We start from the raw sequence: 22,785 nt of genomic DNA on the forward strand, positions 1-22,785 counted from the left end.
GATGGCGTCGGTCACTCCTCAGGGAGCTCACGACGGGCGCGGGTTTCGGCCGCGCGCAGCGCGAGTTCGGCGTCTTCCGGGTAACCGACCTCGGTGAGCGTGAGTCCCTGGGCCTGCATCACCTTGAACTCGCTCGTTCTGGCGCGTTCGATCCGCAGGTTCACCAACCGGCTCCCGGCGAGTTTTCCTTCGCCCACTGCGACACAGGCTCCGACCAGGGCGCGCACCATGCTGTGGCAGAACGCGTCGGCCCTGAGAGAGGCGATCAGAACCCCGTCGGGGTCTCTGCGCCACCGAAAATCTTGCAGGGTGCGCACCGTGGTCGCCCCGGCGCGCGGTTTGCAATAGGTGGCGAAATCGTGGAGTCCGACGAGAGTCGCGGCCGCCGCATCCATCGCGTCGAGATCGAGCTCATTCGGATGCCAGGTCGTGCGCAGCCGCTGTGCCGGATCATGCCCGGCCAGCGTGTCGGCGAGACGATATTCGTAGCGACGCCACAGTGCGGAGAAGCGGGCATCGAACCCGTCAGGTGCCAGGGTGACATCTTTCAATACGATCTCGGGTTTCGTCACGAGGATGCCGCTGACCCGTCGGTAGATCTCGACAGGAAGCGGCGGTTTGGGCTTGTTGCCGGTGCCGCGACGGGGCTGCACAAGTGCGTGCGCCTGCTCGGCGGTGAGATCGAAATGCGCGACCTGACCGCGGGCGTGCACCCCGGCATCCGTGCGCCCGGCGACGACGAGATCGGGAACCGGGCCGTGACGGCGCAAGATGGTCGCCAGCGCGTCTTCGATCTCGCCCTGAACTGTGCGCAACTCCGGCTGCTTCGCCCAGCCGGCGAACGTCGTGCCGTCGTAGGCGATGTCGAGCCGAATCCTCTGCACGGCTCCCGGCTTGGCGGGCGCAGCAGCCTCGGACGCAGGAAGAATCACGGATTCAGTTTATTGGGCGGGGCGGCAACGGCCTGCCGTTCCAGTACCGGCCACGGCAATTCCGACGGGCTATCGAGCTCGAAACGTGAGTTATCGTTGAATCCGGGTTCCGCCCGCCCTTGCTATGAAACGTCTTCCCTCCCCCTCCCCCAGCCCCAGCGCCACACCCACCGGTGTGCCCGAAAACAGTCCGGCCGCTGCGACCTCGGTTCCGGCATCCGTCGCACTCGCGCCGGTCTCCGGGCCGCTTCCCGCAGCTTCGACGTCGGTTCCGGCATCCGTCGCACTCGCGCCGGTCTCCGGGCCGCTTCCCGCAGTTCGGTGGGCCGGCCTCGACGGCTTGCGGGCGCTCGCGGTGATCGCGGTCATCGCCTACCACTTCTTTCCCACGGTCCTTCCGGGCGGCTACCTCGGCGTCGATGTGTTTTTCGTCATCAGCGGCTTCCTCATCACCAGCCTGCTGCTCGCCGAGCACGAACGCTCGGGCCGGATTTCCCTCGGACGCTTCTGGACCCGGCGGGTACGCCGTTTGGTTCCGCCCCTCGTGCCGGTGCTCCTCATCTCGGCCAGCGCCGCCCTGCTGATCGGCGGCGATGTCCTCGTCGGCCTCGGCCGGCAGATCCTCGGCGCCGTCACCTTCAGTTACAACTGGGTGTCGATCGGAGCGAACGCAAGCTACTTCGCGACCGACCAGCCCGAGCTGTTCCGCAACCTCTGGTCGCTCGCCGTCGAGGAACAGTTCTATCTGGTCTGGCCCCTGGCACTTGCCGCATTGCTGCTCATCCCTCGCCCCCGCCTGCGACTCGTCCTGGTTCTCGCATTGGCCGCCGCATCCGCGCTCTGGATGGCGGTGCTGTACGTCCCGGATGCCGACCCCACGCGGGTCTACTTCGGTTCAGACACGCATAGTTTCGGGCTGGCGATCGGGGCCGCCCTCGCTCTGGCGCTGGCGCGCAGCACGCAATCCGGCGCCACTGTCGAGCGCCCCGGCTCCGCGCTGCACGCTGTCATACCGCGTCTGCTCCCCTGGCTGGGCCTCGGCGCCCTGCTCGCCCTCGGCGCCTTCAGCATCCTCATGCCCGCCGACAGCCCGATGGCCTACCGCGGCGGGCTGGTCGCCGTCTCGCTTCTGTCTGCCGTGGCGATCTGGGCGGGTGTGCGCAGCGCACGCTTCGGGCAGCACCTCGATGCGGGGCCACTTCGCTATCTCGGCGCGCGCTCCTACGGCATCTATCTCTGGCACTGGCCGATTTTGATTCTGCTGCAGCTGGCCTGGCCGACGGCTTCCGCTCACGCGACGCCGTCCGCGGAGGTCACGCGCACCGTGCTGATCGGGGTGCTGGCGCTGGCGCTGACCCTGCTCGCGGCTGGCGCGTCGTACCGGTGGGTCGAGCAGCCCATCCGCCGACTGGGCTTTGGCGGCAGCATCCGTCGGGTGAAGGCTCGACTGCGCGGCACGCGGGTGCAACGGCAGACTATGTGGGCTGCGGCCCTGGTGTCCTGCTTCTTCCTGACCGGCGCCACTGCCGCCCTGGCCGGCGCACCGAGCGTTGCGAGCTCCGAGGCCGTCATCGAGCGCGGCCAACACGCGATGGAGGCCGCAGCGCACGACGCACAGACGCCGTCCGACTCGGCAACGACAGCCCCGCACGTTGTCATCCCATTGCGTGCCGAAACGAGTGACGCCATTGCCCCCGCAGGCGCACGGATGAGCGCCGTCGGCGACTCGGTCATGCTCGCTTCGGCCCCCGAACTGCAGGAGGCATTCCCCGGGATTGCCATCGACGCCGCGGTCTCGCGAGGCATGAATGCCGCCCCAGAGATTCTGCAGAATCTCGAGCAGACCGGTCAGCTCCGGGACGTCGTCGTCGTGGGACTCGGCACCAACGGCCCCATCGAGGACGCCGATCTGCAGCGCATCCGGGTGGCGATCGGCCCGAACCGGCAATTGATCATGGTCAATGCCTTTGCCGATCGCGACTGGACGCCCGGCGTCAACGCCACCCTGGCCGATTTCTCCGCCCACTACCGGCGCATCGAATTGGCCGACTGGTCGACCGCGATTGCCCCGCACACCGATGTGCTGGCCGAAGACAACATCCATCCCGGACCGACCGGTGGCCGGATCTACGCAGAAACGGTGGGTTCGGCCGTCGCCCGCCTGGCCGACTTGCCGCCCGGCCAGCAGCCGGGTCCGAACCGCCTGCTCCTGCTGCCCAACTGACCGGTCTGGTCGACACTCCAGCGGGGCTCAGTACTCGAGGGTGTAGGCGAACTTTTGGTGCGCTGGGGTGAATCCTTGCCGCCGGTAGAGCCGGTAGGCGCCGGTCTGACTGTCGGCGTCAACCTCGAGGGTGACCCGCTCGTAGCCGGCGTTCCGACTGGCCAGAAGCTGCGCACAGAGCACAGCGGAAGCGAGGCGTCGGCCGCGCCATTCCGGACCGACCGTCGCAAGGAATCCCCTTGTGCAAGCCATCCCGACCGGAAGCCGAAAGTAGGAGCGGAGGTGTGTCGTGCCCCCGCCAGCCGGCGTGTCGCAGCCGACTCGCCGCTCCACTCCTAATTTTGGCCTGGGCATCCCGGGCATCATCCGTATCCGGCGACTCCGCAGACATCCGTGCCGGCCGCGCAGACACAAACGCGCAGACACAAAAAAGGGGCCCGACCGAAGTCGGGCCCCTTCCGGCGGTGACTCAGCGCTGACGGATCAGCGCTGAATCAGCACAATTCTTTGAACTACTTGGCTTCCTCAGCGGATGCCTCGGAAGCGTCGGCTTCAACAGCTTCGGTCTCTACGACCTCGGCGTCAGCTTCAACTGCAGCTTCCTCGACGACCTCAACAGCAGGCTCCTCGGCGACGTGCTTTGCAGCCTTCGCCTTGGCCGGCTTGGCCTTCGGGGTGACGGGCTCGAGAACGAGCTCGATCTGCACCATCGAAGCGTTGTCGCCCTTACGGAAACCAAGCTTCGTGATGCGGGTGTAGCCGCCCTCACGCTCGGCAACCAGCGGCGCGATCTCGGTGAAGAGCTCGTGCACGACTGACTTGTCGCCGATCGTACGCAGCACGCGACGACGTGCGTGCAGGTCGCCCTGCTTTGCGAACGTGACAAGGCGCTCAGCGACCGGACGCAGGCGCTTGGCCTTGGTCTCGGTCGTCTTGATCGACTTGTGCGTGAACAGGGCAGCTGCCAGGTTGGCAAGCATGAGGCGCTCGTGCGCCGGTCCTCCGCCGAGGCGGGGTCCCTTAGTGGGTGTAGGCATTTTCGTCTTTCTCTAGTATCAAAAAATCAAAGGTTGTCGAAACGACAGCCTTAGACGGTTTCTTCGTCGTATCCGCTGTAGAAGTGAGCGCCGTCGAATCCGGGAACGGAGTCCTTGAGCGACAGGCCCAGCTCAACGAGCTTGTCCTTGACTTCATCCACAGACTTCTGACCGAAGTTGCGGATGTTCATGAGCTGCGTCTCCGAGAGGGCGACGAGTTCACTGACGTTGTTGATTCCCTCACGCTTGAGGCAGTTGTACGAGCGCACCGACAGGTCGAGGTCTTCGATCGGAATCGAAAGCTCGCCGGGCAGAACGGCGTCAACCGGCGCCGGGCCGATCTCGATGCCTTCAGCAGCCGTGTTCAGCTCGCGTGCCAGACCGAACAGCTCGGTCAGGGTGCGGCCGGCGGATGCGATTGCGTCGCGAGGCGAGATAGCCGACTTGGTCTCCACGTCAACGACGAGGCGATCGAAGTCAGTGCGCTCACCGGCACGAGTTGCCTCGACACGGTAGGTCACCTTGAGCACGGGCGAGTAGATGGAGTCGACCGGAATCTGGCCGGCTTCTGCATACTCTGCACGGTTCTGGGTGGCCGACACGTAGCCACGGCCACGCTCAATGGTCAGTTCAAGTTCGAACTTGGCCTTGTCGTTGAGGGTTGCGATGACCAGCTCGGGGTTGTGCACCTCGACACCGGCCGGAGCCGAAATGTCAGCGGCGGTAACCTGGCCGGAGCCCTGCTTGCGCAGGTACGCGGTGATCGGTTCGTCGTGCTCGCTCGAGACGACAAGTCCCTTGATGTTCAGGATGATCTCAGTGACATCTTCCTTGACACCGGGAACGGTGCTGAACTCGTGAAGCACTCCGTCAATGCGGATGCTGGTGACAGCAGCGCCGGGGATCGACGAGAGCAGAGTGCGGCGAAGCGAGTTACCGAGGGTGTAGCCGAAGCCGGGTTCCAGGGGCTCGATCACGAACCGTGAACGGAACTCCGAGATGTTCTCTTCGGTGAGCGTTGGACGCTGTGCAATAAGCACTGTTGATTCCTTTCGGCCAAGTGTCCGCTATATGACACTTCTGTAGCGAGGTTTTGAGTTTTCTGTCCTAGCGCCGATTCTCGAGACTCTCGTGTCTCGACAAGCTCGACAACCGGTTCATAGATCGACCCCGTCAGGCTCGGCAACCGTGAAGGTCATCGAGCCTGACGGAATCCGAAAGGAATTAGACGCGGCGACGCTTCGGCGGGCGGCAGCCGTTGTGTGCCTGAGGGGTGACGTCGTTGATGGAACCGACCTCGAGGCCAGCGGCCTGGAGTGAACGGATCGCGGTTTCGCGACCTGATCCCGGTCCCTTGACGAAGACGTCAACCTTCTTCATGCCGTGCTCCTGCGCCTGGCGGGCGGCCGACTCGGCTGCCAGCTGTGCGGCGAACGGGGTCGACTTACGCGAACCCTTGAAGCCAACTCCACCTGACGACGCCCAGCTGATTACTGCACCAGTGGTGTCAGTGATCGAGACGATCGTGTTGTTGAAGGTGCTCTTGATGTGAGCCTGGCCCACAGCAATGTTCTTCTTATCTTTCTTACGCGGCTTCCGTGCGGCCGACTTGGGTGCTGCCATGATTTCTCCTGAATCCTAAAGACGAACCAGCTAAGCCGAGGCCTAGCGGGCCTTCTTCTTGCCGGCTACGGTGCGCTTCGGGCCCTTACGGGTACGAGCGTTGGTCTTGGTGCGCTGTCCACGAACGGGCAGGCCCTTGCGGTGACGAATACCTTCGTAGCTACCGATCTCGACCTTGCGGCGGATGTCAGCGGCAACCTCACGGCGGAGGTCACCCTCAACCTTGAAAGTTCCTTCGACGTAGTCGCGCAGTGCAACGAGCTGGTCGTCGGTCAAATCCTTGACGCGGATGTTTCCATCGATTTCAGTGTCGGCGAGGGTCTTGAGTGCCCTCGTACGGCCAACACCATAGATGTAAGTCAGTGCAACTTCCACGCGCTTGTCGCGGGGAATGTCAACTCCTGCTAGACGTGCCATTGTGGCTTCTCCTGTGAGTGAGTGGAGGTCTGTAGCAGTTCCTGTGCATCGGCCTCCAACCGATGGTGTCTCCCCGAAGGAATCCCGGAACTGCTATTTCTGTACTCGGTTATGAGTACGTGTTTTGCGTGCTTACTCAATTCAGGCCCGATCTGAGATCGAGCCTGAAGTGACTAGCCCTGGCGCTGCTTGTGACGCGGGTTCTCGCAGATGACCATCACGTTGCCGTTACGACGGATGACCTTGCACTTGTCACAGATCTTCTTGACGCTGGGGTTGACCTTCATGGTGATTCCTTGTGTTCGCTGTCTTCGTACCCTCGGGATGCCGAGGGCCGTTACTTACAGCAGCCGTTACTTGTAGCGGTAAACGATCCGGCCGCGGGTCAGATCGTATGGGCTCAGCTCAACGATCACGCGGTCCTCTGGGAGAATCCGGATGTAGTGCTGACGCATCTTGCCCGAGATGTGGGCAAGAACTTTGTGGCCGTTGGTCAACTCAACGCGAAACATCGCGTTGGGAAGAGCTTCGACTACTGCGCCCTCGATTTCGATGACACCGTCTTTTTTGGCCATAGCCTCACTGTCGCTCAATATATTGGTAGCTGGTCATGCGTGGATTGTGGTGAAAATTGCACGCCGCGAACGGCGATGCACGACACCAAGGATCCAGCTTATGTTATAGAGCTCGGTTAAGCCAACCCGCTTCAGTGAACGCTCAGCCGGGCCGCCGCTTCGGCAACCGCGATGCGCGCCTCGGGCGCGCCAACCGCGTCGAGGGCGACCTCGGCCAGTGAGCGAGCGGATTCCAGGGTGTAACCAGCCAAGCTGGCGCGCACATCGGCCAGGGCCGACGCCGACATGGACAGGCTCGTCACGCCGAGCCCGACGAGCACGACGGCCAGCAGCGGATCGGCAGCTGCCTCGCCGCAGACCCCGACGGGCTTCCCCAACGCCCTGCCGGCCGAGCCGACCTGGCGAATCAGTGCAAGCACCGCCGGGTGCCAGGGATCCTGGAAGGCGGCGACACTCCCGAGCATGCGATCGGCGGCCAAAGTGTACTGAGTGAGATCGTTGGTTCCGATTGAGGCGAAGTCGGCCTCGGCGAGCACGCGATCCGCCAACAGTGCCGCCGAGGGGATTTCAATCATCACGCCGGCCGTCTTCAGCCCCAACTCGTGTGCGAGCCCCACGAAGTACCTGGTTTCCTCGACCGTTGCCACCATCGGCGCCATCACCCAGAGGTCCGCGTCTGTCGCCGCATCCGCTCGAGCGAGCGCGGTGAGCTGGTCGCGCAGGATTCCCTCTGACGCCCGCAACGACCGCAGGCCGCGCAGGCCGAGAGCCGGATTCTCTTCCTCGGCGTCGTTGAGAAAGGCCAACGGCTTGTCGGCCCCCGCATCGAGAGCACGCACGACCACCTTCTTGCCGGCAAACTCACGCAGCATCAGTTCGTACTTCTCTTGCTGCTGCTCGATGCTCGGGGCCGTCGCCGAGTCGAGGAAGAGAAATTCGGTGCGGAACAACCCGACACCTTCGGCCCCGAGGGCAACGGCATGCGCCGCACCATCGGCGTTGGCCAGGTTCGCAAGCAAAGGAATCGCGGTGCCGTCGGCGAGCATCCCGGGGGTCAGCGGGGCGTCGATTCGCGCGAGCCGCTCGGCGATCCGTTTCGTCGCGTCGGCTTTCTCGGCGGAGGTCGGGTCGGTGACCACCACGCCGCGGGCCGCATCGAGAATCACTTCGTCTCCGTCGGCGAGTTCGGTCGCCTGTGCCGCGCCGACGATGGCGAGAATCGACTTCTCGCGGGCCAAGATCGCCGTGTGCGAGGTTGGGCCACCACCGCTCGTGATCAAACCGAGCACGACATCAAGATTCAGCAAAGCGGTGTCAGCCGGAGCGAGATCACGGGCAACGAGAATGAACGGATGTCCGGGGTCAGGCACTTCAGACGGCGCCTGTCCGGCGAGATGCGCGCGCACCCGCTGCGAGACATCGTCGAGGTCGACCGCGCGTTCGGCCATGTAACCGCCGAGCCCGGTCAGCATGTCGCGGAACGCCCCGAATGCCTCGAAGACCGCGCGCTCCGCCGTCGTTCCGCGCGCCAGACGCACGGCGATGTCGTCGATCAGTGACGGGTCTTCGGCCATCAGCGCCTGCGCCTCAAGCACGTCTCGGGCGGCTCCCCCGGCATGCGCGCCCCGCGCGGTCAAGTCATCGGCAACGAAGCGGAGCGATGCCGCAGAACGGGCACCCTCTTGCTCGGCCGTCAGCGCACTCGGCCGGTCGTCCGGGTCCGGCAACGGATCGGACATGCGAACGACGCGGCCGATAACCACGCCCTGACCGATCCCAATTCCGTGCAGGTCCATCAGGTCTTCCTTCCGGGTCGCGGCTCTGTCCCGATTTTCACCCTAGCCGGGTTTCGAATCCGGTGGTCGTGACAGGAGAATTACGCGATGGGAACGGGGGTGACACCGAGTGGGGCGAGCGCTGCCGCTCCACCGTCTTCAGYCGTGAGCACCCAGATTCCGTCTTTGTGCACCGCAATGCTGTGTTCCCAGTGCGCGGCGGAGGCGCCGTCGGTGGTGGCCACCGTCCAGTCGTCGTCACGCGTGTAGGTGTCGATGTCGCCGAGCACCACCATCGGCTCGATGGCGACGACGAGGCCCGGCTTCACGTCGGGGCCCTTCTGGCGCACACGGTAGTTGAACACCGACGGCGCCTCGTGCATCGAGCGCCCAATACCGTGTCCGACATAGTCGGTCAGGATGCCGTATGTGCCCTGCGACTCGATGTAGTCTTCGATCGCCTCGCCGACCTCGTTGAGGTGGCGGGCTCGGGACAGCTGCGCGATGCCGACCCAGAGCGACTGTTCCGTCACGTCTGAGAGCTTCTGCCGTTCAGCGACGATCGCGGCGTGCGCCGGATCGGCGTCGGGCACGATGAAGCTGAACGCCGCATCGCCGTTCCAGCCATTGATGACGGCGCCGCTGTCGATCGAGACGATGTCGCCCGGCTGAAGCTCACGCGAGTTCGGAATGCCGTGCACGACATCGTCGTTCACCGACGCACAGATGGTGTGACGGTAGCCCGGCTCCAGCTTGAAGTTCGACGCTCCGCCGAGTGCGATGATCGCTGCCTCGGCCGCGGCGTCAAGTTCCAGTGTTGTCACACCGGGACGGATGAGCGCGCGCACCGCGTCGAGTGACGCCGCGGTCGCGAGACCGGGCGCCACCATCAGACGCAGCTGCGCCGGCGTCTTGTAGATCGACTTGCGAAGCATTGACATCGAAATCAGTTTTCCGATCAGGCCGAGACGACGATGCCGCGGGCAGCAAGCGCCTCGAGCACGCGGGCAGCCACGTCTTCGACGGAACCGAGACCATTCACCTCGGCAACGAGGCCACGTGCCGTGTAGGCGGCAATCAGCGGCTCAGTCTGCTCCAGGTAAACATCTTGGCGGTGTCGGATGACATCTTCGGTGTCGTCGGCGCGTCCCTGCTCAGCAGCGCGCTTGAGCAGGCGAGCAACAACCTCGTCTTTGTCCGCAACGAGCTGAACAACGGCGTCGAGCTGAGCGCCGGTCTCACCGAGGATGCGGTCGAGTTCAATGACCTGATCCGCCGTGCGCGGGTAGCCGTCGAGCAAGAAGCCGTCGGCGGCATCCGCCTGGTGCAGGCGGTCCTGCACGATGGCGTTGGTCAGCGAGTCGGGAACGTAGCCGCCGCCGGCAACGATTTCCTGCACCTGCAGGCCGAGCGGAGTGCCGGCCTTGATGTTGGCGCGGAAGATGTCGCCGGTCGAGATTGCGGGAATTCCGAACGTCGAGGCCAGAATCTCGGCCTGCGTTCCCTTTCCCGCTCCGGGCGGTCCGACAATAAGCAACCGGGTCATCGCAGCAGCCCTTCGTAGTGGCGCTGCTGCATCTGCGAGTCGATCTGCTTGACGGTCTCGAGACCGACACCGACGATGATCAGGATGCTGGCGCCACCGAACGGGAAGTTCTGGTCGGCACCGAGCAGCGAGAATGCAATCAGCGGGATCACCGCGATCAGCGCCAGGTAGAGCGAACCGGGAAGCGTCACCCGGGTCAGCACGAAGTCGAGGTATTCGGCGGTCGGGCGACCGGCGCGGATGCCGGGGATGAATCCGCCGTACTTCTTCATGTTGTCGGCCACTTCTTCAGGGTTGAAGGTGATCGCCACGTAGAAGTAGGTGAATCCGATGATCAGCAGCACGTAGAAGAGCATGTAGAGCGGCTGGTCACCACCGGTGAGGTTGTTCGTCACCCAGACGACCCAGGCTTGCGGCTCCTGGCCTGCGGCGGGCTGGTTGAACTGAGCGATCAGCGCCGGTAGGTAGAGCAACGAGGAGGCGAAGATGACCGGGATAACGCCGGCCATGTTGACCTTGATCGGGATGTAGGTGTTGTTTCCACCATAGGTTCGTCGACCGACCATCCGTTTGGCGTATTGCACTGGGATGCGCCGTTGCGATTGCTCGACGAACACGACAGCGAAGACGATCAGCACACCGATGACGAGCACGATGGCCAGGACGTCCCAGCCCTTGAGCAGGCCGATGGCACCGAGCGAGTTCGGGAAGCGAGCAGCGATCGACGTGAAGATCAACAATGACATTCCGTTGCCGATACCGCGCTCGGTGATCAACTCACCCATCCACATGATCACACCGGTACCGGCGGTCATGGTGATGACCATCAGCATGATGGCGTACCAGGCGTCGTTGGTGATCAGCTGCGTGCACTCCGTGCTGCCGGAGGTGCCGAACAGGGCGCCACTCCGAGCAACGGTGATGAGTGTCGTCGACTGCAGCACGCCGAGGGCGATGGTGAGGTAACGCGTGTACTGGGTCAGCGTGCTCTGACCGGCGGCACCCTCTTTGTAGAGAGTGTCGAAGTGAGGGATAACCACACGCAGCAGCTGGACGATGATCGATGCCGTGATGTACGGCATGATGCCCAGTGCGAAAACTGAGAGTTGCAGCAGTGCACCACCGCTGAACAGGTTTACCAGCTCGTAGAGGCCACTGGTCCCCTGGTTCGCTGCAAGACAGGCCTGCACGTTGCCGAAGTCCACGAATGGGGCGGGAATGAACGACCCCAGGCGGAACAGGGCAACAATACCCAGGGTGAATCCGATCTTCCGGCGAAGGTCGGGTGTGCGGAAGATCCGCGCAATGGCGCTAAACAAAAAGGCCTCCAGATATTAAACGTAGATCGAGCTTGTCGAGACCACGCCACCGAAATACTCGATAGGTGGTCCCGACAAGCTCGACCCAGCGTCTACGGACTTACTTGATTGAACCACCTGCGGCGACGATCTTCTGCTCTGCTGAGCTGGAGACCTTGTCGACTGCAACGTTCAGCTTAACCGCAATGTCCCCGTTGCCGAGAACCTTGACCTTTTCGTTGTCACGAACGGCGCCCTTAGCGACCAAATCAGCGATTGTTACGTCGCCACCGGTCGGGTAGAGCTCGGCGAGGCGTTCCAGGTTAACAACCTGGTACTCAACGCGGAACGGGTTCTTGAATCCGCGCAGTTTCGGGGTGCGCATGTGCAGCGGCATCTGCCCACCCTCGAAGCCGATACGAACGGTGTAGCGGGCCTTGGTGCCCTTGGTGCCACGACCCGCGGTCTTACCCTTGGATCCTTCACCACGGCCAACGCGCTGCTTGGACTTCTTCGAACCGGGAGCGGGGCGAAGGTGGTGAACCTTCAGCACCTGCTCGCGCTTCTCGACGGTCTCAACAGCGGCCTTCTTGGGTGCAGCCTTGGCAGCTGCAGCCTTCTTGGGGGCTGCAGCCTTCTTCTCAGCGGCGGGCTTGTCAGCCGTCTTTGCGACGGCTTCCTTCTCGTCAGCCATTAGTCAATCTCCTCGACCTTCACCAGGTGAGCAACGGTGTTGACGTAGCCACGGTTCTGCGAGTTGTCCTCGCGGATCGTGACGGCGCCAATACGACGCAGGCCCAGGCTGCGAAGCGTGTCGCGCTGGTTCTGCTTCTCACTAATTTTGGACTTGATCTGCGTAATCTTCAGCTGAGCCATTAGGCACCTGCCTTTGCTGTCGCGGCGGCTGCAGCTGCATCCGCCTCGGCACGCAGGAAGCGGGCCGGGGCCACATCTTCATACGGCAGGCCACGACGAGCTGCGACGGCGCGCGGCTCCTCGAGCTGCTTGAGAGCAGTAACCGTTGCGTGCACGATGTTGATCGTGTTCGACGAACCGAGCGACTTGCTCAGAACGTCGTGGATGCCGGCGCACTCGAGTACGGCGCGAACCGGACCACCGGCGATAACACCGGTACCGGCAGCGGCCGGACGCAGCAGAACAACGCCGGCTGCGGCCTCACCCTGCACGGGGTGCGGGATGGTCAGGCCGATGCGGGGAACGCGGAAGAAGTTCTTCTTCGCTTCCTCGACACCCTTGGAGATAGCGGTCGGGACCTCGCGGGCCTTACCGTATCCAACGCCGACCAGGCCGTTTCCATCGCCGACGACGACGAGAGCGGTGAAGCTGAAGCGACGACCACCCTTGACGACCTTCGACACGCGGTTGATGGTGACAACGCGCTCCAGGAACTGGCTCTTCTCCGCATCGCGGCTTCCGCGATCACGGTTGGGGTTGCGCTCACGACCACCGCGACGAGCCTCACGAGGCTCGTTCTGCGGGGGTGCGGTCGACGCAGCAGTCTCGACGGGTGCCTCTGCAGCCACCTCTTGCTCCTTGCTTGCTGTGTTAGGGGTTTCAGTGCTCACAGGTCCAACCCACCCTCTCGCGCGCCCTCGGCGACAGCAGCGACGCGACCCGCGTACTTGCTTCCACCGCGGTCGAATACGACGGCTTCAATTCCGGCAGCCTTTGCGCGCTCGGCGACAAGTTCGCCGACCTTGCGGGCCTTGGCGGTCTTGTCACCATCGAAGGTGCGCAGACCGGTTTCGAGCGTGGACGCCGAAGCGAGGGTGTGACCCTTGCTGTCGTCGATGACCTGCACGAATACGTGGCGAGCCGAGCGGTTGACGATCAGGCGCGGACGAACCGCGGTGCCCTCGATCTTCTTGCGCAGACGGGTGTGCCTACGACCGCGGGCAGCTGACTTGCTCTTACCTCTAGTTCCGAGACCCATGGTTACTTACCACTCTTTCCGGCCTTGCGGCGAACGATCTCGCCGGCGTAACGCACACCCTTGCCCTTGTAGGGCTCAGGCTTACGAATCTTACGGATGTTGGCGGCGACCTCGCCGACGGCCTGCTTGTCGATACCGCTGACCATGAGCTTGGTGTTGCCCTCAACAGTCAGAACGATGCCGGCGGGCGGGTCAACGAGGACCGGGTGCGAGAAGCCGAGAGCGAACTCAACAGAGTTGCCCTTCTGGACGACGCGGTAACCGGTACCGACGATCTCGAGTCCCTTGGAGTAACCCTGGGTGACACCGATGATCTGGTTGTGAATCAGGGTGCGGGTCAGGCCGTGGAGCGAACGCGAAGCGCGCTCGTCGTCGGGACGCGTGACCAGAACCTGTGCGTCTTCGAGCTTGACCTCGATGGGCTTGGCGACGGTGAGCGTCAGCTCGCCCTTCGGGCCCTTCACCGAGACCAACTGGCCGTCAACCGAAATGGTGACGCCGGCGGGAACCTCGATGGGCAGTCTTCCAATACGTGACATTGTCGGCTACCACACGTAGGCGAGAACTTCTCCGCCTACGCCCTTCTTCTCTGCCTGACGGTCAGTAAGCAGACCGCTGGAGGTGGACAGGATGGCAACGCCGAGGCCGCCGAGAACCGTGGGGATCTCAGTCGACTTTGCGTACACGCGCAGGCCGGGCTTGGAAACCCGCTTGATGCCGACGATCGAACGCTCACGGTTGGGGCCGAACTTGAGGCTCAGCGTGAGGGTCTTACCGACCTCTGCATCCTTGACATCCCAGGCGGAGATGTATCCCTGAGCCTTGAGGATGTCTGCGATGTGCGCTTTGAGTTTGCTATGCGGCATCGACACTGTGTCGTGGTACGCCGAGTTAGCGTTGCGCAGTCTGGTCAGCATGTCTGCGACCGGATCTGTCATTGTCATTTTGTGGTGCCTTTCTCGCCCGGTTTCGTGCAGCCGTTACACGGCTGACGACCTTCGCGGTGGAGGGGCTGGACGGATGTCCAGCCCCCGAGGGTAAATCTTTGGTCAAGCAGGGTAAACCCAAGCAGAACTACGTAAGCCTACTTGTTTTTACTGACTACTTGTTTTCTGCGTTCTCCGCAGCCTTGAACGGGAAGCCCAAAGCCTTGAGCAGTGCACGGCCCGACTCGTCGTTCTTGGCGGTCGTCACAACAGTGATGTCCATACCGCGAAGACGGTCGATCCGGTCCTGGTCGATTTCGTGGAACATAACCTGCTCGGTCAGACCGAAGGTGTAGTTTCCGTTGCCATCGAACTGCTTGTCGGAGAGTCCGCGGAAGTCGCGGATACGCGGAAGAGCGAGGCTGAGCAGACGGTCAAGGAACTCCCACATGCGGTCGCCACGCAGGGTGACGTGCGCGCCAATGGGCTGTCCTTCACGCAGTTTGAACTGCGCGATGGACTTGCGTGCCTTGTTGATCATCGGCTTCTGACCCGTGATCTTGACCAGGTCGGCAACGGCGCCATCAATGATCTTGCCGTCGCGTGCTGCCTCGCCGACACCCATGTTCACGACGATCTTGGTGAGCGTCGGGATCTGGTGCGGGTTGGTGAAGCCGAGTGCCTTGCTGAGCTCAGCGGCAATCTCTTCCTGGTACTTCTTCTTCAAGCGAGGCTGGGGGGCCGCGACAGGCGCGACGCCAGCTTCAACTGCAGTGTCAGTCATCAGAGGTCCTTACCTGACTTCTTGGCGTAACGAACGCGGACCGTCTTGGTGACGCCGTCCTTCGTTACCTCTTCGATACGCACGCCGACCTTGGTCGGCTTCTTGGTCTCCGGGTCAACGATCGCAACGTTGGACACGTGGATCGGGGCTTCGAACTTCTCGATGCCGCCGGTCTTGGTGCCGCGCTGGGTCTGGCCGACGCGAACGTGCTTGGTGACGAAGTTGATGCCCTCTACGAGAACACGGTTCTTCTCAACCTGCACTTCGAGCACGCGACCCTGCTTGCCACGGTCTCCGCCGCGAGCCTGGGTGCGGCCGGTGATGACCTCTACGAGGTCACCCTTCTTGATTCTGGCCATGACTTAGATAACCTCCGGTGCCAACGAGATGATCTTCATGAACTTCTTGTCGCGAAGCTCGCGACCGACCGGTCCGAAGATACGGGTGCCGCGGGGGTCACCGTCGTTCTTCAAAATCACTGCGGCGTTCTCATCGAACTTGATGTACGAACCGTCGGGACGACGGGTGTTCTTCTTGACGCGAACGATGACAGCCTTGACGACGTCACCCTTCTTGACGTTGCCGCCGGGGATTGCGTCCTTGACAGTGGCGACGATGATGTCACCGATACCTGCGTAACGACGGCCAGAGCCACCGAGAACGCGGATGGTCAAGAGTTCCTTGGCGCCCGTGTTGTCGGCAACTTTGAGTCGTGATTCTTGCTGAAGCACTTTCTAACTCCTTCTTTCAAGCAAGCGCGAGGCTTACTTGGCCTTCTCGAGAATCTCGACCAGGCGCCAGCGCTTGGAAGCGCTGAGCGGACGGGTCTCACTGATCAGGACCAGGTCGCCGATGCCGGCAGAGTTCGCCTCATCGTGAGCCTTCAGCTTGGACGTACGGCGGATGACCTTGCCGTACAGGGGGTGCTTCACGCGGTCTTCGACCTCGACGACGATGGTTTTGTCCATCTTGTCGCTGGTCACGTAACCACGCAGCGTCTTGCGGTAACCGCGTACGAGAGCCTCAGCCTCGGCAGCGACGACCTTCTCGTCAGACTTCGCCATGACTAGGCCTCCTTCGTCTCGACGGCCTCGGCTGCAGCATCCTCAGTGGAAGCTTCAGCCTTGGCCTTCTTGGTCTTCTTCTCCGCCTTGGCCGGAGCCTCGACCGGAGCCGCGACGGGCGTGGCACGAATGCCGAGCTCGCGCTCACGAATGATCGTGTAGATGCGAGCGATGTCGCGCTTGACCGCACGCAGGCGGCCGTGGCTCTCGAGCTGGCCGGTGGCCGACTGGAAGCGCAGGTTGAACAGCTCTTCCTTGGCCTTCTTCAGCTCTTCGAGCAGTCGCTCATTGTCAAAAGTGTCGAGCTCGTCTGGGGCGAGCTCCTTGGATCCGATCGCCATTATGCGTCGCCCTCCTCGCGCTTGATGATGCGTGCCTTGAGGGGCAGCTTGTGAATTGCACGGGTCAGTGCTTCGCGAGCAACGGTCTCAGAGACACCGCTCAGCTCGAACAACACACGACCCGGCTTGACGTTCGCGACCCACCATTCAACAGAACCCTTACCGGAACCCATGCGGGTTTCGGCCGGCTTCTTGGTGAGCGGACGGTCGGGGTAGATGTTGATCCACACCTTTCCGCCACGCTTGATGTGACGCGTCATGGCGATACGAGCGGACTCGATCTGACGGTTGGTCACATAAGCGGGGGTCAACGCCTGGATGCCGTACTCACCGAACGAAACAGTGGTACCACCGGTTGCGTGGCCGCTACGGCCCGGGTGGTGCTGCTTGCGGTGCTTTACCTTGCGTGGAATCAACATGGTTATGCCTCAACTCCTGCTGCAACCGGTGCCTGCTCTGCGCGGGGCGCACGGCGGGGACGGTCGTCACGACGCTCGGGGCGCGACGACTTTGCGTTCGCCTGCTCGCGAGCGAGTTCCTTGTTGGTGATGTCGCCCTTGTAGATCCAGACCTTCACGCCGATGCGGCCGAAGGTGGTCTTGGCTTCGTAGAAGCCGTAGTCGATGTTCGCGCGCAGGGTGTGCAGCGGCACACGGCCTTCGCGGTAGAACTCCGAACGGCTCATCTCAGCGCCGCCGAGGCGGCCGGAGACCTGGATACGAACACCCTTGGCACCGGCGCGCTGTGCACCCTGCAGGCCCTTACGCATCGCGCGGCGGAATGCCACACGAGCGGAGAGCTGCTCTGCGATGCCCTGAGCGACGAGCTGAGCGTCAGCCTCGGGGTTCTTGACCTCGAGGATGTTCAGCTGGATCTGCTTGGCCGTGAGCTTCTCGAGGTCGGCACGGATGCGCTCGGCCTCGGCGCCACGACGACCGATCACAATGCCCGGACGGGCAGTGTGAATGTCAACGCGGACGCGGTCACGGGTGCGCTCGATTTCGATGCGGGAAACGCCCGCACGGTCGAGGCTGGTGCTCAGCAGGCTACGGATCTTGACGTCTTCAGCAACAAAGTCGCTGTAACGCTGACCCGGCTTCGTGCTGTCGGAGAACCAACGCGACACGTGGTCGGTGGTGATTCCCAGACGGAAGCCATAGGGGTTTACTTTCTGTCCCATTACTTCGTACCCTCCTCAGGAGTGGCGAGCACAACCGTGATGTGGCTCGTGCGCTTCAAAATCTGGAATGCGCGGCCCTGTGCACGCGGCTGGAAACGCTTGAGGGTCGTACCCTCATCAACGAATGCGCTGCTTACGTACAGGTCCTGCTCGTCCAGAAAGCTGTTCGAGGCATCTGCCTTGACACGGGCGTTGGCCATGGCCGACTCCACCAGCTTGTACACCGGGTCGCTCGCACCCTGGGGGGCGAACTTCAGGATGGCCAGTGCTTCGATAGCCTGCTTGCCGCGAATCAGGTTGACAACGCGACGAGCCTTCTGGGGGGTAACGCGGATGTGACGCACACGTGCGATCGACTCCACCATTTCTTCTCCTCCTTTCGCCACCGCGTTAGCGGCGACGGCCCTTCTTGTCGTCCTTCACGTGCCCACGGAAGGTACGCGTCGGCGCGAATTCACCGAGCTTGTGACCAACCATGGTTTCGGTGACGAACACCGGGATGTGCTTGCGACCGTCGTGCACGGCGATGGTGTGTCCCAGCATGGCGGGGATGATCATCGACCGGCGTGACCAGGTCTTGATTACGTTCTTGTTGTTGGCTTCGTTCGCCGTGACAACCTTGCGGAGCAGGTGGTCATCAACGAAGGGGCCCTTCTTGAGACTGCGTGGCATCGTCTACTCCTACTTACGCTTCTTGCCGACGGTACGGCGACGAACAATGAGCTTGTCGCTTTCCTTGTTGATGTGGCGGGTGCGCCCTTCCTTCTGGCCCCAAGGGGAGACAGGGTGACGTCCACCGGAAGTCTTACCTTCACCACCACCGTGCGGGTGGTCGACCGGGTTCATGGCGACACCACGTACGGTCGGGCGAACGCCCTTCCAACGCATACGGCCGGCCTTTCCCCAGTTGATGTTGGACTGCTCGGCGTTGCCGACCTCACCAATGGTTGCGCGGCAGCGAGCGTCGACGTTACGGATTTCTCCGGACGGCAGACGAAGCTGTGCGTAGGGGCCATCCTTGGCCACGAGGCGAACCGACGCACCAGCGGAGCGGGCCATCTTGGCGCCACCACCCGGACGCAGCTCGATCATGTGGATGACCGTACCGGTGGGGATGTTCTTCAGCGGCAAGTTGTTACCGGGCTTGATGTCAGCACCGGGTCCCGACTCGACGATGTCGCCCTGGTTCAGCTTGTTCGGAGCAACGATGTAACGCTTGGTGCCATCAACGAAGTGCAGCAGCGCGATGCGTGCCGTACGGTTCGGGTCGTACTCGATGTGAGCGACCTTGGCGTTGATGCCATCTTTGTCGTTGCGCTTGAAGTCGATCACGCGGTACTGGCGCTTGTGGCCACCACCGATGTGACGAGTAGTGATGCGACCCTGGTTGTTACGACCACCGGTCTTGGACAGCGGACGAAGCAGCGACTTCTCGGGCGTCGAACGGGTGATCTCTGCGAAGTCCGCAACAGATGAACCGCGACGACCAGGGGTCGTGGGCTTGTACTTACGAATAGCCATTTGTTATCCCTCTAATCCGTGCCGCGTTAGCCGACGGCCGTGAAGATGTCGATGGAACCGGACTTCAGCGTGACAATGGCACGCTTGGTGTCCTTGCGCTTGCCGATGCCGAACTTGGTACGGCGGGTCTTGCCGACACGGTTGAGCGTGTTGATCGACGCGACCTCGACCTTGAAGATCTTCTCGATAGCGAGCTTGATCTCGGTCTTGTTCGAGCGGGGGTCCACGATGAAGGTGTACTTGCCCTGATCGATCAGGCCGTAGCTCTTCTCAGAGACGACCGGAGCGATGATGACGTCGCGCGGGTCCTTGTTGATAGCGGTAGCCATTATGCGGACACCTCTTCCTTCTTGGTCTTGCTCGCCACGAACGCTTCGAAAGCGCCCTTGGTGAAGACAATGTCGTCGCTGACGAGCACGTCGTAGGCGTTCAGCTGGTCCCACGAAAGAACGTGAACCGTCGGAACGTTACGGATGCTGCGCAAGGTCAGCTCGTCGGTGCGCTCAAGAACAACCAGAACGTGCTTGCTCGAAGCAATGCTGTTCAGCAGCTCCAGGGCAACCTTCGTGCTGGGGGTCTCACCCGTGAAGAGTGCTTCAACGATGTGCAGGCGTCCACCGCGGGCGCGGTCGGACAGCGAGCCACGAAGAGCTGCAGCAATCATCTTCTTGGGGGTGCGCTGCTCGTAGTTGCGCGGGGTCGGTCCGTGGACGATGCCACCACCGGTCATCTGAGGGGCGCGGATCGAGCCCTGACGAGCGCGACCGGTTCCCTTCTGCTTGAACGGCTTGCGACCGGCGCCGGAAACCTCGCCGCGACCCTTGGTCTTGTGCGTTCCCTGACGTGCGGCAGCGAGCTGCGCGACGACGACCTGGTGGATCAGCGGGATGTTGGTCTGAACGTCGAAGAGTTCGGCGGGCAGCTCAGCGGAGCCGGCCTTCTTGCCCTTGGCGTCGACGATGTCGAGTGCGGTAGCCATGAACTACGCTCCCTTCACTGCGTTGCGAACGAATACGAGGCGGCCCTTGGCACCGGGAACGGCGCCCTTGACCAGCAGGAGGCCCTTCTCAGCGTCAACCGAGTGAACCTTGAGGTTCAGAACGGTAACGCGCTCTCCACCCATACGACCGGCCATGCGCATGCCCTTGAAGACACGGCTCGGGGTCGAGGAAGCACCGATGGAACCGGGCTTACGGTGGTTACGGTGTGAACCGTGCGAGGCGGAAACACCCTTGAAGTTGTGACGCTTCATGACACCGGCGAAGCCCTTACCCTTGCTCGTGCCCATGACGTCAACCTTGGTGCCAGCAACGAAGACACCGTCAACGGTGAGCTCCTGGCCGAGGTTGTAGTCAGCGGCATCCGCGGTACGGATTTCGGTGAGGTGACGGCGCGGCGTAACGCCGGCCTTGTCGAAGTGACCTGCGGCGGGCTTGTTCACCTTGCGCGGGTCGATAGCGCCGGAAGCGATCTGCACGGCGTTGTAGCCGTCAACTGCAGTGCTGCGGATCTGGGTCACGACGTTCGGCGCGATTTCGATGACGGTCACGGGAACAAGCTTGTTGTTCTCGTCCCACACCTGGGTCATGCCGAGCTTCTTGCCGAGCAGGCCCTTGGCGGTCTTGGTATCTGCGTAAGACATCCGTGGCCCCCTTAGAGCTTGATCTCGATGTTGACGTCGGCCGGGAGGTCGAGACGCATAAGCGAGTCGACAGCCTTCGGCGTCGGGTCAATGATGTCGATCAGACGCTTGTGGGTGCGCATTTCAAAGTGCTCCCGGCTGTCCTTGTACTTGTGAGGCGAACGGATGACACACACCACGTTCTTCTCGGTCGGAAGCGGCACGGGGCCGACGACTGTTGCACCCGCACGGGTGACGGTGTCGACGATCTTGCGCGCCGAGGTGTCAATGACCTCGTGGTCATATGACTTAAGTCGAATGCGGATCTTTTGTCCCGCCATGTCGGACTCTCTCTCTGTCAAGGCGTCTTACATCCCCCGAATGTGTCGGGGATTGCATTGGACGCCGTCGTAGCACTACTGCTGTGGCACCACTGTTCTTCTGTCAATTTCGGATTGCACAGGGCCGAGTGAATAAACACAGGCCTGCTCAAGCCGATGCCAACGTTCCGCAGACATGGTTTACCCATGCCGATGTGTGTTGGTTTTAGCTTCGTTCTGCTCCCCGCGGCCTAGCCCAGACTCCCTGAAGAGCGGCTATGCACTGCCTGGCAGTGATCTCGATGCTGCGCTGAGCGCTGCAGTCGAAAGTGTTGAACTAGAAGAGTCTGCCATAGAAATGGGTCTATTTGCAACCCGGGCGTGTCGCGCTCGGCGTGTCTGGTCTCCCCCGTCGTTCCGCGGGAGTTGCCGGTGCTGCCCCCGGCAGCCACTGGGGTTGGAGCCGGTCATTCGATTCTCAATCTTCAAGAACTTCACGGCTGGTTCACAGTGCGCCTGCGACGGGTGTCAGTACGCGTATCGGGTGCCCAGCCACGGGCCGGTTGCCTGCCCTGTCGCATTCGGGCAGAACGTGACGGCTTGTCCGGCAGAATGCGGCCGCGCGCGTTGGGCGCCGTCACGCTAGCTGAACTCAATGCGCGTGGCGGTTTTCAACCGCGCGACGCACGCCGCACACGGACGGGGCGCCGCAGCGTGCCGAACCCGTTGGTTGCCGACGTAAGGCCGACGATCAGAAGAGTTAGTCGGTGCCGACCGACTTGTCGGCGCTATCGCGTGCGCCTTCGATCTGATCATCGAATTTTCCGCCGGTGAGCTTGCTCGCGGCATCCGCGACACTATCGAGAAGCTTGTCGCTGATTCCCTCGGCCTGTTCGCTCTTCAGCGCATCCTGAACTTTGTCGTCGCCCAGAAACTCCTGTGCCTTCTTGGTGATGTCGTCAATACCCACAATGTCCTCCTCGAGCGGGCCGCCGGTGCGGCCGTGGCCACCCAAACTACGTCCGCCCCCGTCGCCTCCGCAAGAGAGTCATCCGTGACTCACAACGCCCTGTCCCGCAGAATGGGAGCATGACAGCGTCATCCCTTCCCCAGAGTCAGCACATCGCCGCCGGCAGCGTTTCGGCCACCCGAACCGGCCCCCGCACCTACCTCGGGCGCACCGAGCGCGGTGACACCGTTCAGATCGGGCCAGCGGATGTCCCGGGCCACATCACGCCCGGCGAACTGCTCAAACTGGCATTGGCCGGGTGTGCCGGCATGAGCTCCGACCGGGTGCTGGCGCGCCGCCTCGGCGACGACTACAAGACCACGATCTGGGCGCACGGGCAGTCGGATGAGAAGGAAGAACGCTACTTCGCCATCGACGAGGAGATCCTGCTCGATCTCGACGGCCTGAGCGAGGAGGAGCTGGCCAAGTTGCTCGCCGTCGTGCGGGCATCCATTGATCGCAGCTGCACAGTTGCCCGCAGCGTGAAAGACAGCATCGCGCTGTCGAAGACGGTGAATGGGGTGGCCCTGTAGGGACCTGCGCAGCCTGTTGCGAGATTGGCTCACGGGGTCTCGACAGGCTCGACCACCGGATCGCTCGACCGCCGCGCAGACACAAAAAAGGGGCCGCACCCGAAG

The 22,785-nt window shown here is 62.6% G+C and carries 35 protein-coding genes; 2 read left to right on the plus strand and 33 right to left on the minus strand.

The window, feature by feature from the left end; translation table 11 throughout:
* Nucleotides 1–11: 11 nt before the first annotated feature.
* The gene (gene truA / locus AC1DCF_RS16985) at nucleotides 12–932 is read right to left on the minus strand and encodes a tRNA pseudouridine(38-40) synthase TruA (protein ID WP_477212023.1); all 921 of its coding nucleotides are present in this window, start codon (nucleotides 930–932) and stop codon (nucleotides 12–14) included.
* 175 nt (nucleotides 933–1,107) lie between these two features.
* Between truA and AC1DCF_RS16990 the strand changes: the two genes are divergently transcribed.
* Nucleotides 1,108–3,156, plus strand: coding sequence for an acyltransferase family protein (locus tag AC1DCF_RS16990; RefSeq protein ID WP_477212024.1), 2,049 nt, complete (start codon nucleotides 1,108–1,110; stop codon nucleotides 3,154–3,156).
* 27 nt (nucleotides 3,157–3,183) lie between these two features.
* Here AC1DCF_RS16990 and AC1DCF_RS16995 read toward each other — a convergent pair whose 3' ends face one another.
* From AC1DCF_RS16995 to AC1DCF_RS17150, 32 genes are all read right to left on the minus strand, one after another.
* Nucleotides 3,184–3,408 carry a GNAT family N-acetyltransferase gene (locus AC1DCF_RS16995; protein ID WP_477212025.1) on the minus strand — a complete coding sequence of 75 codons (225 nt, stop codon included), beginning with the start codon at nucleotides 3,406–3,408 and terminating at the stop codon, nucleotides 3,184–3,186.
* 260 nt (nucleotides 3,409–3,668) lie between these two features.
* Nucleotides 3,669–4,193, minus strand: coding sequence for a 50S ribosomal protein L17 (rplQ, locus tag AC1DCF_RS17000; RefSeq protein ID WP_477212026.1), 525 nt, complete (start codon nucleotides 4,191–4,193; stop codon nucleotides 3,669–3,671).
* 50 nt (nucleotides 4,194–4,243) lie between these two features.
* Nucleotides 4,244–5,233 carry a DNA-directed RNA polymerase subunit alpha gene (locus tag AC1DCF_RS17005; protein ID WP_441790954.1) on the minus strand — a complete coding sequence of 330 codons (990 nt, stop codon included), beginning with the start codon at nucleotides 5,231–5,233 and terminating at the stop codon, nucleotides 4,244–4,246.
* Nucleotides 5,234–5,417: 184 nt separating this feature from the next.
* Nucleotides 5,418–5,816, minus strand: a complete 399-nt coding sequence (gene rpsK / locus AC1DCF_RS17010; protein WP_441790955.1) for a 30S ribosomal protein S11 — start codon at nucleotides 5,814–5,816, stop codon at nucleotides 5,418–5,420.
* A gap of 42 nt (nucleotides 5,817–5,858) precedes the next feature.
* A complete protein-coding gene (gene rpsM / locus AC1DCF_RS17015; protein ID WP_179580156.1) occupies nucleotides 5,859–6,233 on the minus strand; it encodes a 30S ribosomal protein S13 in 375 nt (124 codons plus the stop codon).
* Nucleotides 6,234–6,406: 173 nt separating this feature from the next.
* Nucleotides 6,407–6,520: a 50S ribosomal protein L36 gene (gene rpmJ / locus AC1DCF_RS17020; RefSeq protein ID WP_022883251.1), complete on the minus strand. Its 114-nt coding sequence runs from the start codon at nucleotides 6,518–6,520 to the stop codon at nucleotides 6,407–6,409.
* 66 nt (nucleotides 6,521–6,586) lie between these two features.
* Nucleotides 6,587–6,808, minus strand: a complete 222-nt coding sequence (gene infA, locus AC1DCF_RS17025) for a translation initiation factor IF-1 (RefSeq protein WP_022883252.1) — start codon at nucleotides 6,806–6,808, stop codon at nucleotides 6,587–6,589.
* Nucleotides 6,809–6,939: 131 nt separating this feature from the next.
* The gene (ptsP, locus tag AC1DCF_RS17030; protein WP_477212027.1) at nucleotides 6,940–8,604 is read right to left on the minus strand and encodes a phosphoenolpyruvate--protein phosphotransferase; all 1,665 of its coding nucleotides are present in this window, start codon (nucleotides 8,602–8,604) and stop codon (nucleotides 6,940–6,942) included.
* A gap of 80 nt (nucleotides 8,605–8,684) precedes the next feature.
* Nucleotides 8,685–9,524, minus strand: a complete 840-nt coding sequence (gene map / locus AC1DCF_RS17035; protein WP_477212028.1) for a type I methionyl aminopeptidase — start codon at nucleotides 9,522–9,524, stop codon at nucleotides 8,685–8,687.
* Nucleotides 9,525–9,541: 17 nt separating this feature from the next.
* Nucleotides 9,542–10,129: an adenylate kinase gene (locus AC1DCF_RS17040; protein ID WP_477212029.1), complete on the minus strand. Its 588-nt coding sequence runs from the start codon at nucleotides 10,127–10,129 to the stop codon at nucleotides 9,542–9,544.
* The gene (secY, locus tag AC1DCF_RS17045; protein ID WP_477212030.1) at nucleotides 10,126–11,448 is read right to left on the minus strand and encodes a preprotein translocase subunit SecY; all 1,323 of its coding nucleotides are present in this window, start codon (nucleotides 11,446–11,448) and stop codon (nucleotides 10,126–10,128) included. Before secY ends, AC1DCF_RS17040 begins: the two co-directional genes overlap by 4 nt.
* Nucleotides 11,449–11,548: 100 nt before the next feature.
* Nucleotides 11,549–12,121, minus strand: coding sequence for a 50S ribosomal protein L15 (gene rplO / locus AC1DCF_RS17050; RefSeq protein WP_441790960.1), 573 nt, complete (start codon nucleotides 12,119–12,121; stop codon nucleotides 11,549–11,551).
* The gene (rpmD, locus tag AC1DCF_RS17055; RefSeq protein ID WP_066597599.1) at nucleotides 12,121–12,303 is read right to left on the minus strand and encodes a 50S ribosomal protein L30; all 183 of its coding nucleotides are present in this window, start codon (nucleotides 12,301–12,303) and stop codon (nucleotides 12,121–12,123) included. The genes rplO and rpmD overlap by 1 nt, the downstream gene beginning before the upstream one ends.
* The gene (gene rpsE, locus AC1DCF_RS17060; RefSeq protein WP_345069933.1) at nucleotides 12,303–12,971 is read right to left on the minus strand and encodes a 30S ribosomal protein S5; all 669 of its coding nucleotides are present in this window, start codon (nucleotides 12,969–12,971) and stop codon (nucleotides 12,303–12,305) included. Before rpsE ends, rpmD begins: the two co-directional genes overlap by 1 nt.
* Nucleotides 12,972–13,009: 38 nt before the next feature.
* Nucleotides 13,010–13,381 carry a 50S ribosomal protein L18 gene (gene rplR / locus AC1DCF_RS17065; RefSeq protein ID WP_345069932.1) on the minus strand — a complete coding sequence of 124 codons (372 nt, stop codon included), beginning with the start codon at nucleotides 13,379–13,381 and terminating at the stop codon, nucleotides 13,010–13,012.
* A 2-nt stretch (nucleotides 13,382–13,383) separates the two neighbouring features.
* Nucleotides 13,384–13,920 carry a 50S ribosomal protein L6 gene (gene rplF, locus AC1DCF_RS17070; RefSeq protein ID WP_441790961.1) on the minus strand — a complete coding sequence of 179 codons (537 nt, stop codon included), beginning with the start codon at nucleotides 13,918–13,920 and terminating at the stop codon, nucleotides 13,384–13,386.
* A gap of 6 nt (nucleotides 13,921–13,926) precedes the next feature.
* Nucleotides 13,927–14,325 (minus strand): 30S ribosomal protein S8, encoded by a 399-nt coding sequence (gene rpsH / locus AC1DCF_RS17075; protein WP_345069929.1) that lies wholly within the window; start codon nucleotides 14,323–14,325, stop codon nucleotides 13,927–13,929.
* A gap of 157 nt (nucleotides 14,326–14,482) precedes the next feature.
* Nucleotides 14,483–15,091 carry a 50S ribosomal protein L5 gene (rplE, locus tag AC1DCF_RS17080; RefSeq protein WP_441790962.1) on the minus strand — a complete coding sequence of 203 codons (609 nt, stop codon included), beginning with the start codon at nucleotides 15,089–15,091 and terminating at the stop codon, nucleotides 14,483–14,485.
* Complete coding sequence (gene rplX / locus AC1DCF_RS17085; RefSeq protein WP_345069926.1) at nucleotides 15,091–15,450, minus strand: 50S ribosomal protein L24; 360 nt, start codon at nucleotides 15,448–15,450, stop codon at nucleotides 15,091–15,093. Before rplX ends, rplE begins: the two co-directional genes overlap by 1 nt.
* 3 nt (nucleotides 15,451–15,453) lie before the next feature.
* Nucleotides 15,454–15,822 (minus strand): 50S ribosomal protein L14, encoded by a 369-nt coding sequence (gene rplN / locus AC1DCF_RS17090; protein WP_345069925.1) that lies wholly within the window; start codon nucleotides 15,820–15,822, stop codon nucleotides 15,454–15,456.
* A gap of 33 nt (nucleotides 15,823–15,855) precedes the next feature.
* The gene (gene rpsQ, locus AC1DCF_RS17095) at nucleotides 15,856–16,155 is read right to left on the minus strand and encodes a 30S ribosomal protein S17 (RefSeq protein ID WP_179580142.1); all 300 of its coding nucleotides are present in this window, start codon (nucleotides 16,153–16,155) and stop codon (nucleotides 15,856–15,858) included.
* A 2-nt stretch (nucleotides 16,156–16,157) separates the two neighbouring features.
* Nucleotides 16,158–16,496 carry a 50S ribosomal protein L29 gene (rpmC, locus tag AC1DCF_RS17100; RefSeq protein WP_345069921.1) on the minus strand — a complete coding sequence of 113 codons (339 nt, stop codon included), beginning with the start codon at nucleotides 16,494–16,496 and terminating at the stop codon, nucleotides 16,158–16,160.
* On the minus strand, nucleotides 16,496–16,915 hold the full coding sequence (gene rplP / locus AC1DCF_RS17105; protein ID WP_345069919.1) for a 50S ribosomal protein L16: 420 nt from the start codon (nucleotides 16,913–16,915) through the stop codon (nucleotides 16,496–16,498). Before rplP ends, rpmC begins: the two co-directional genes overlap by 1 nt.
* Before the next feature lie 2 nt (nucleotides 16,916–16,917).
* Complete coding sequence (gene rpsC / locus AC1DCF_RS17110) at nucleotides 16,918–17,676, minus strand: 30S ribosomal protein S3 (RefSeq protein ID WP_345069917.1); 759 nt, start codon at nucleotides 17,674–17,676, stop codon at nucleotides 16,918–16,920.
* On the minus strand, nucleotides 17,676–18,041 hold the full coding sequence (gene rplV / locus AC1DCF_RS17115) for a 50S ribosomal protein L22 (RefSeq protein WP_345069916.1): 366 nt from the start codon (nucleotides 18,039–18,041) through the stop codon (nucleotides 17,676–17,678). The genes rpsC and rplV overlap by 1 nt, the downstream gene beginning before the upstream one ends.
* 25 nt (nucleotides 18,042–18,066) lie before the next feature.
* Entirely contained in the window at nucleotides 18,067–18,348 is a 282-nt protein-coding gene (rpsS, locus tag AC1DCF_RS17120) for a 30S ribosomal protein S19 (protein WP_064296700.1), read from the minus strand.
* Nucleotides 18,349–18,357: 9 nt separating this feature from the next.
* Nucleotides 18,358–19,197, minus strand: a complete 840-nt coding sequence (rplB, locus tag AC1DCF_RS17125) for a 50S ribosomal protein L2 (RefSeq protein WP_179580137.1) — start codon at nucleotides 19,195–19,197, stop codon at nucleotides 18,358–18,360.
* Nucleotides 19,198–19,223: 26 nt separating this feature from the next.
* Nucleotides 19,224–19,526 (minus strand): 50S ribosomal protein L23, encoded by a 303-nt coding sequence (rplW, locus tag AC1DCF_RS17130; RefSeq protein ID WP_345069913.1) that lies wholly within the window; start codon nucleotides 19,524–19,526, stop codon nucleotides 19,224–19,226.
* Entirely contained in the window at nucleotides 19,526–20,176 is a 651-nt protein-coding gene (gene rplD, locus AC1DCF_RS17135; protein WP_441790963.1) for a 50S ribosomal protein L4, read from the minus strand. Before rplD ends, rplW begins: the two co-directional genes overlap by 1 nt.
* Nucleotides 20,177–20,179: 3 nt before the next feature.
* Nucleotides 20,180–20,839, minus strand: a complete 660-nt coding sequence (gene rplC, locus AC1DCF_RS17140) for a 50S ribosomal protein L3 (protein WP_441790964.1) — start codon at nucleotides 20,837–20,839, stop codon at nucleotides 20,180–20,182.
* Between the two features lie 11 nt (nucleotides 20,840–20,850).
* Complete coding sequence (gene rpsJ / locus AC1DCF_RS17145; RefSeq protein WP_005050520.1) at nucleotides 20,851–21,159, minus strand: 30S ribosomal protein S10; 309 nt, start codon at nucleotides 21,157–21,159, stop codon at nucleotides 20,851–20,853.
* Nucleotides 21,160–21,898: 739 nt separating this feature from the next.
* The gene (locus tag AC1DCF_RS17150; RefSeq protein ID WP_477212031.1) at nucleotides 21,899–22,108 is read right to left on the minus strand and encodes an Rv0909 family putative TA system antitoxin; all 210 of its coding nucleotides are present in this window, start codon (nucleotides 22,106–22,108) and stop codon (nucleotides 21,899–21,901) included.
* Between the two features lie 119 nt (nucleotides 22,109–22,227).
* On the opposite strand from AC1DCF_RS17150, the gene AC1DCF_RS17155 reads away from it, so the two are divergent.
* Nucleotides 22,228–22,680 (plus strand): OsmC family protein, encoded by a 453-nt coding sequence (locus tag AC1DCF_RS17155; protein ID WP_477212032.1) that lies wholly within the window; start codon nucleotides 22,228–22,230, stop codon nucleotides 22,678–22,680.
* Nucleotides 22,681–22,785 lie beyond the last annotated feature (105 nt).

This window comes from Leifsonia sp. 10L418 (genome assembly GCF_056395445.1).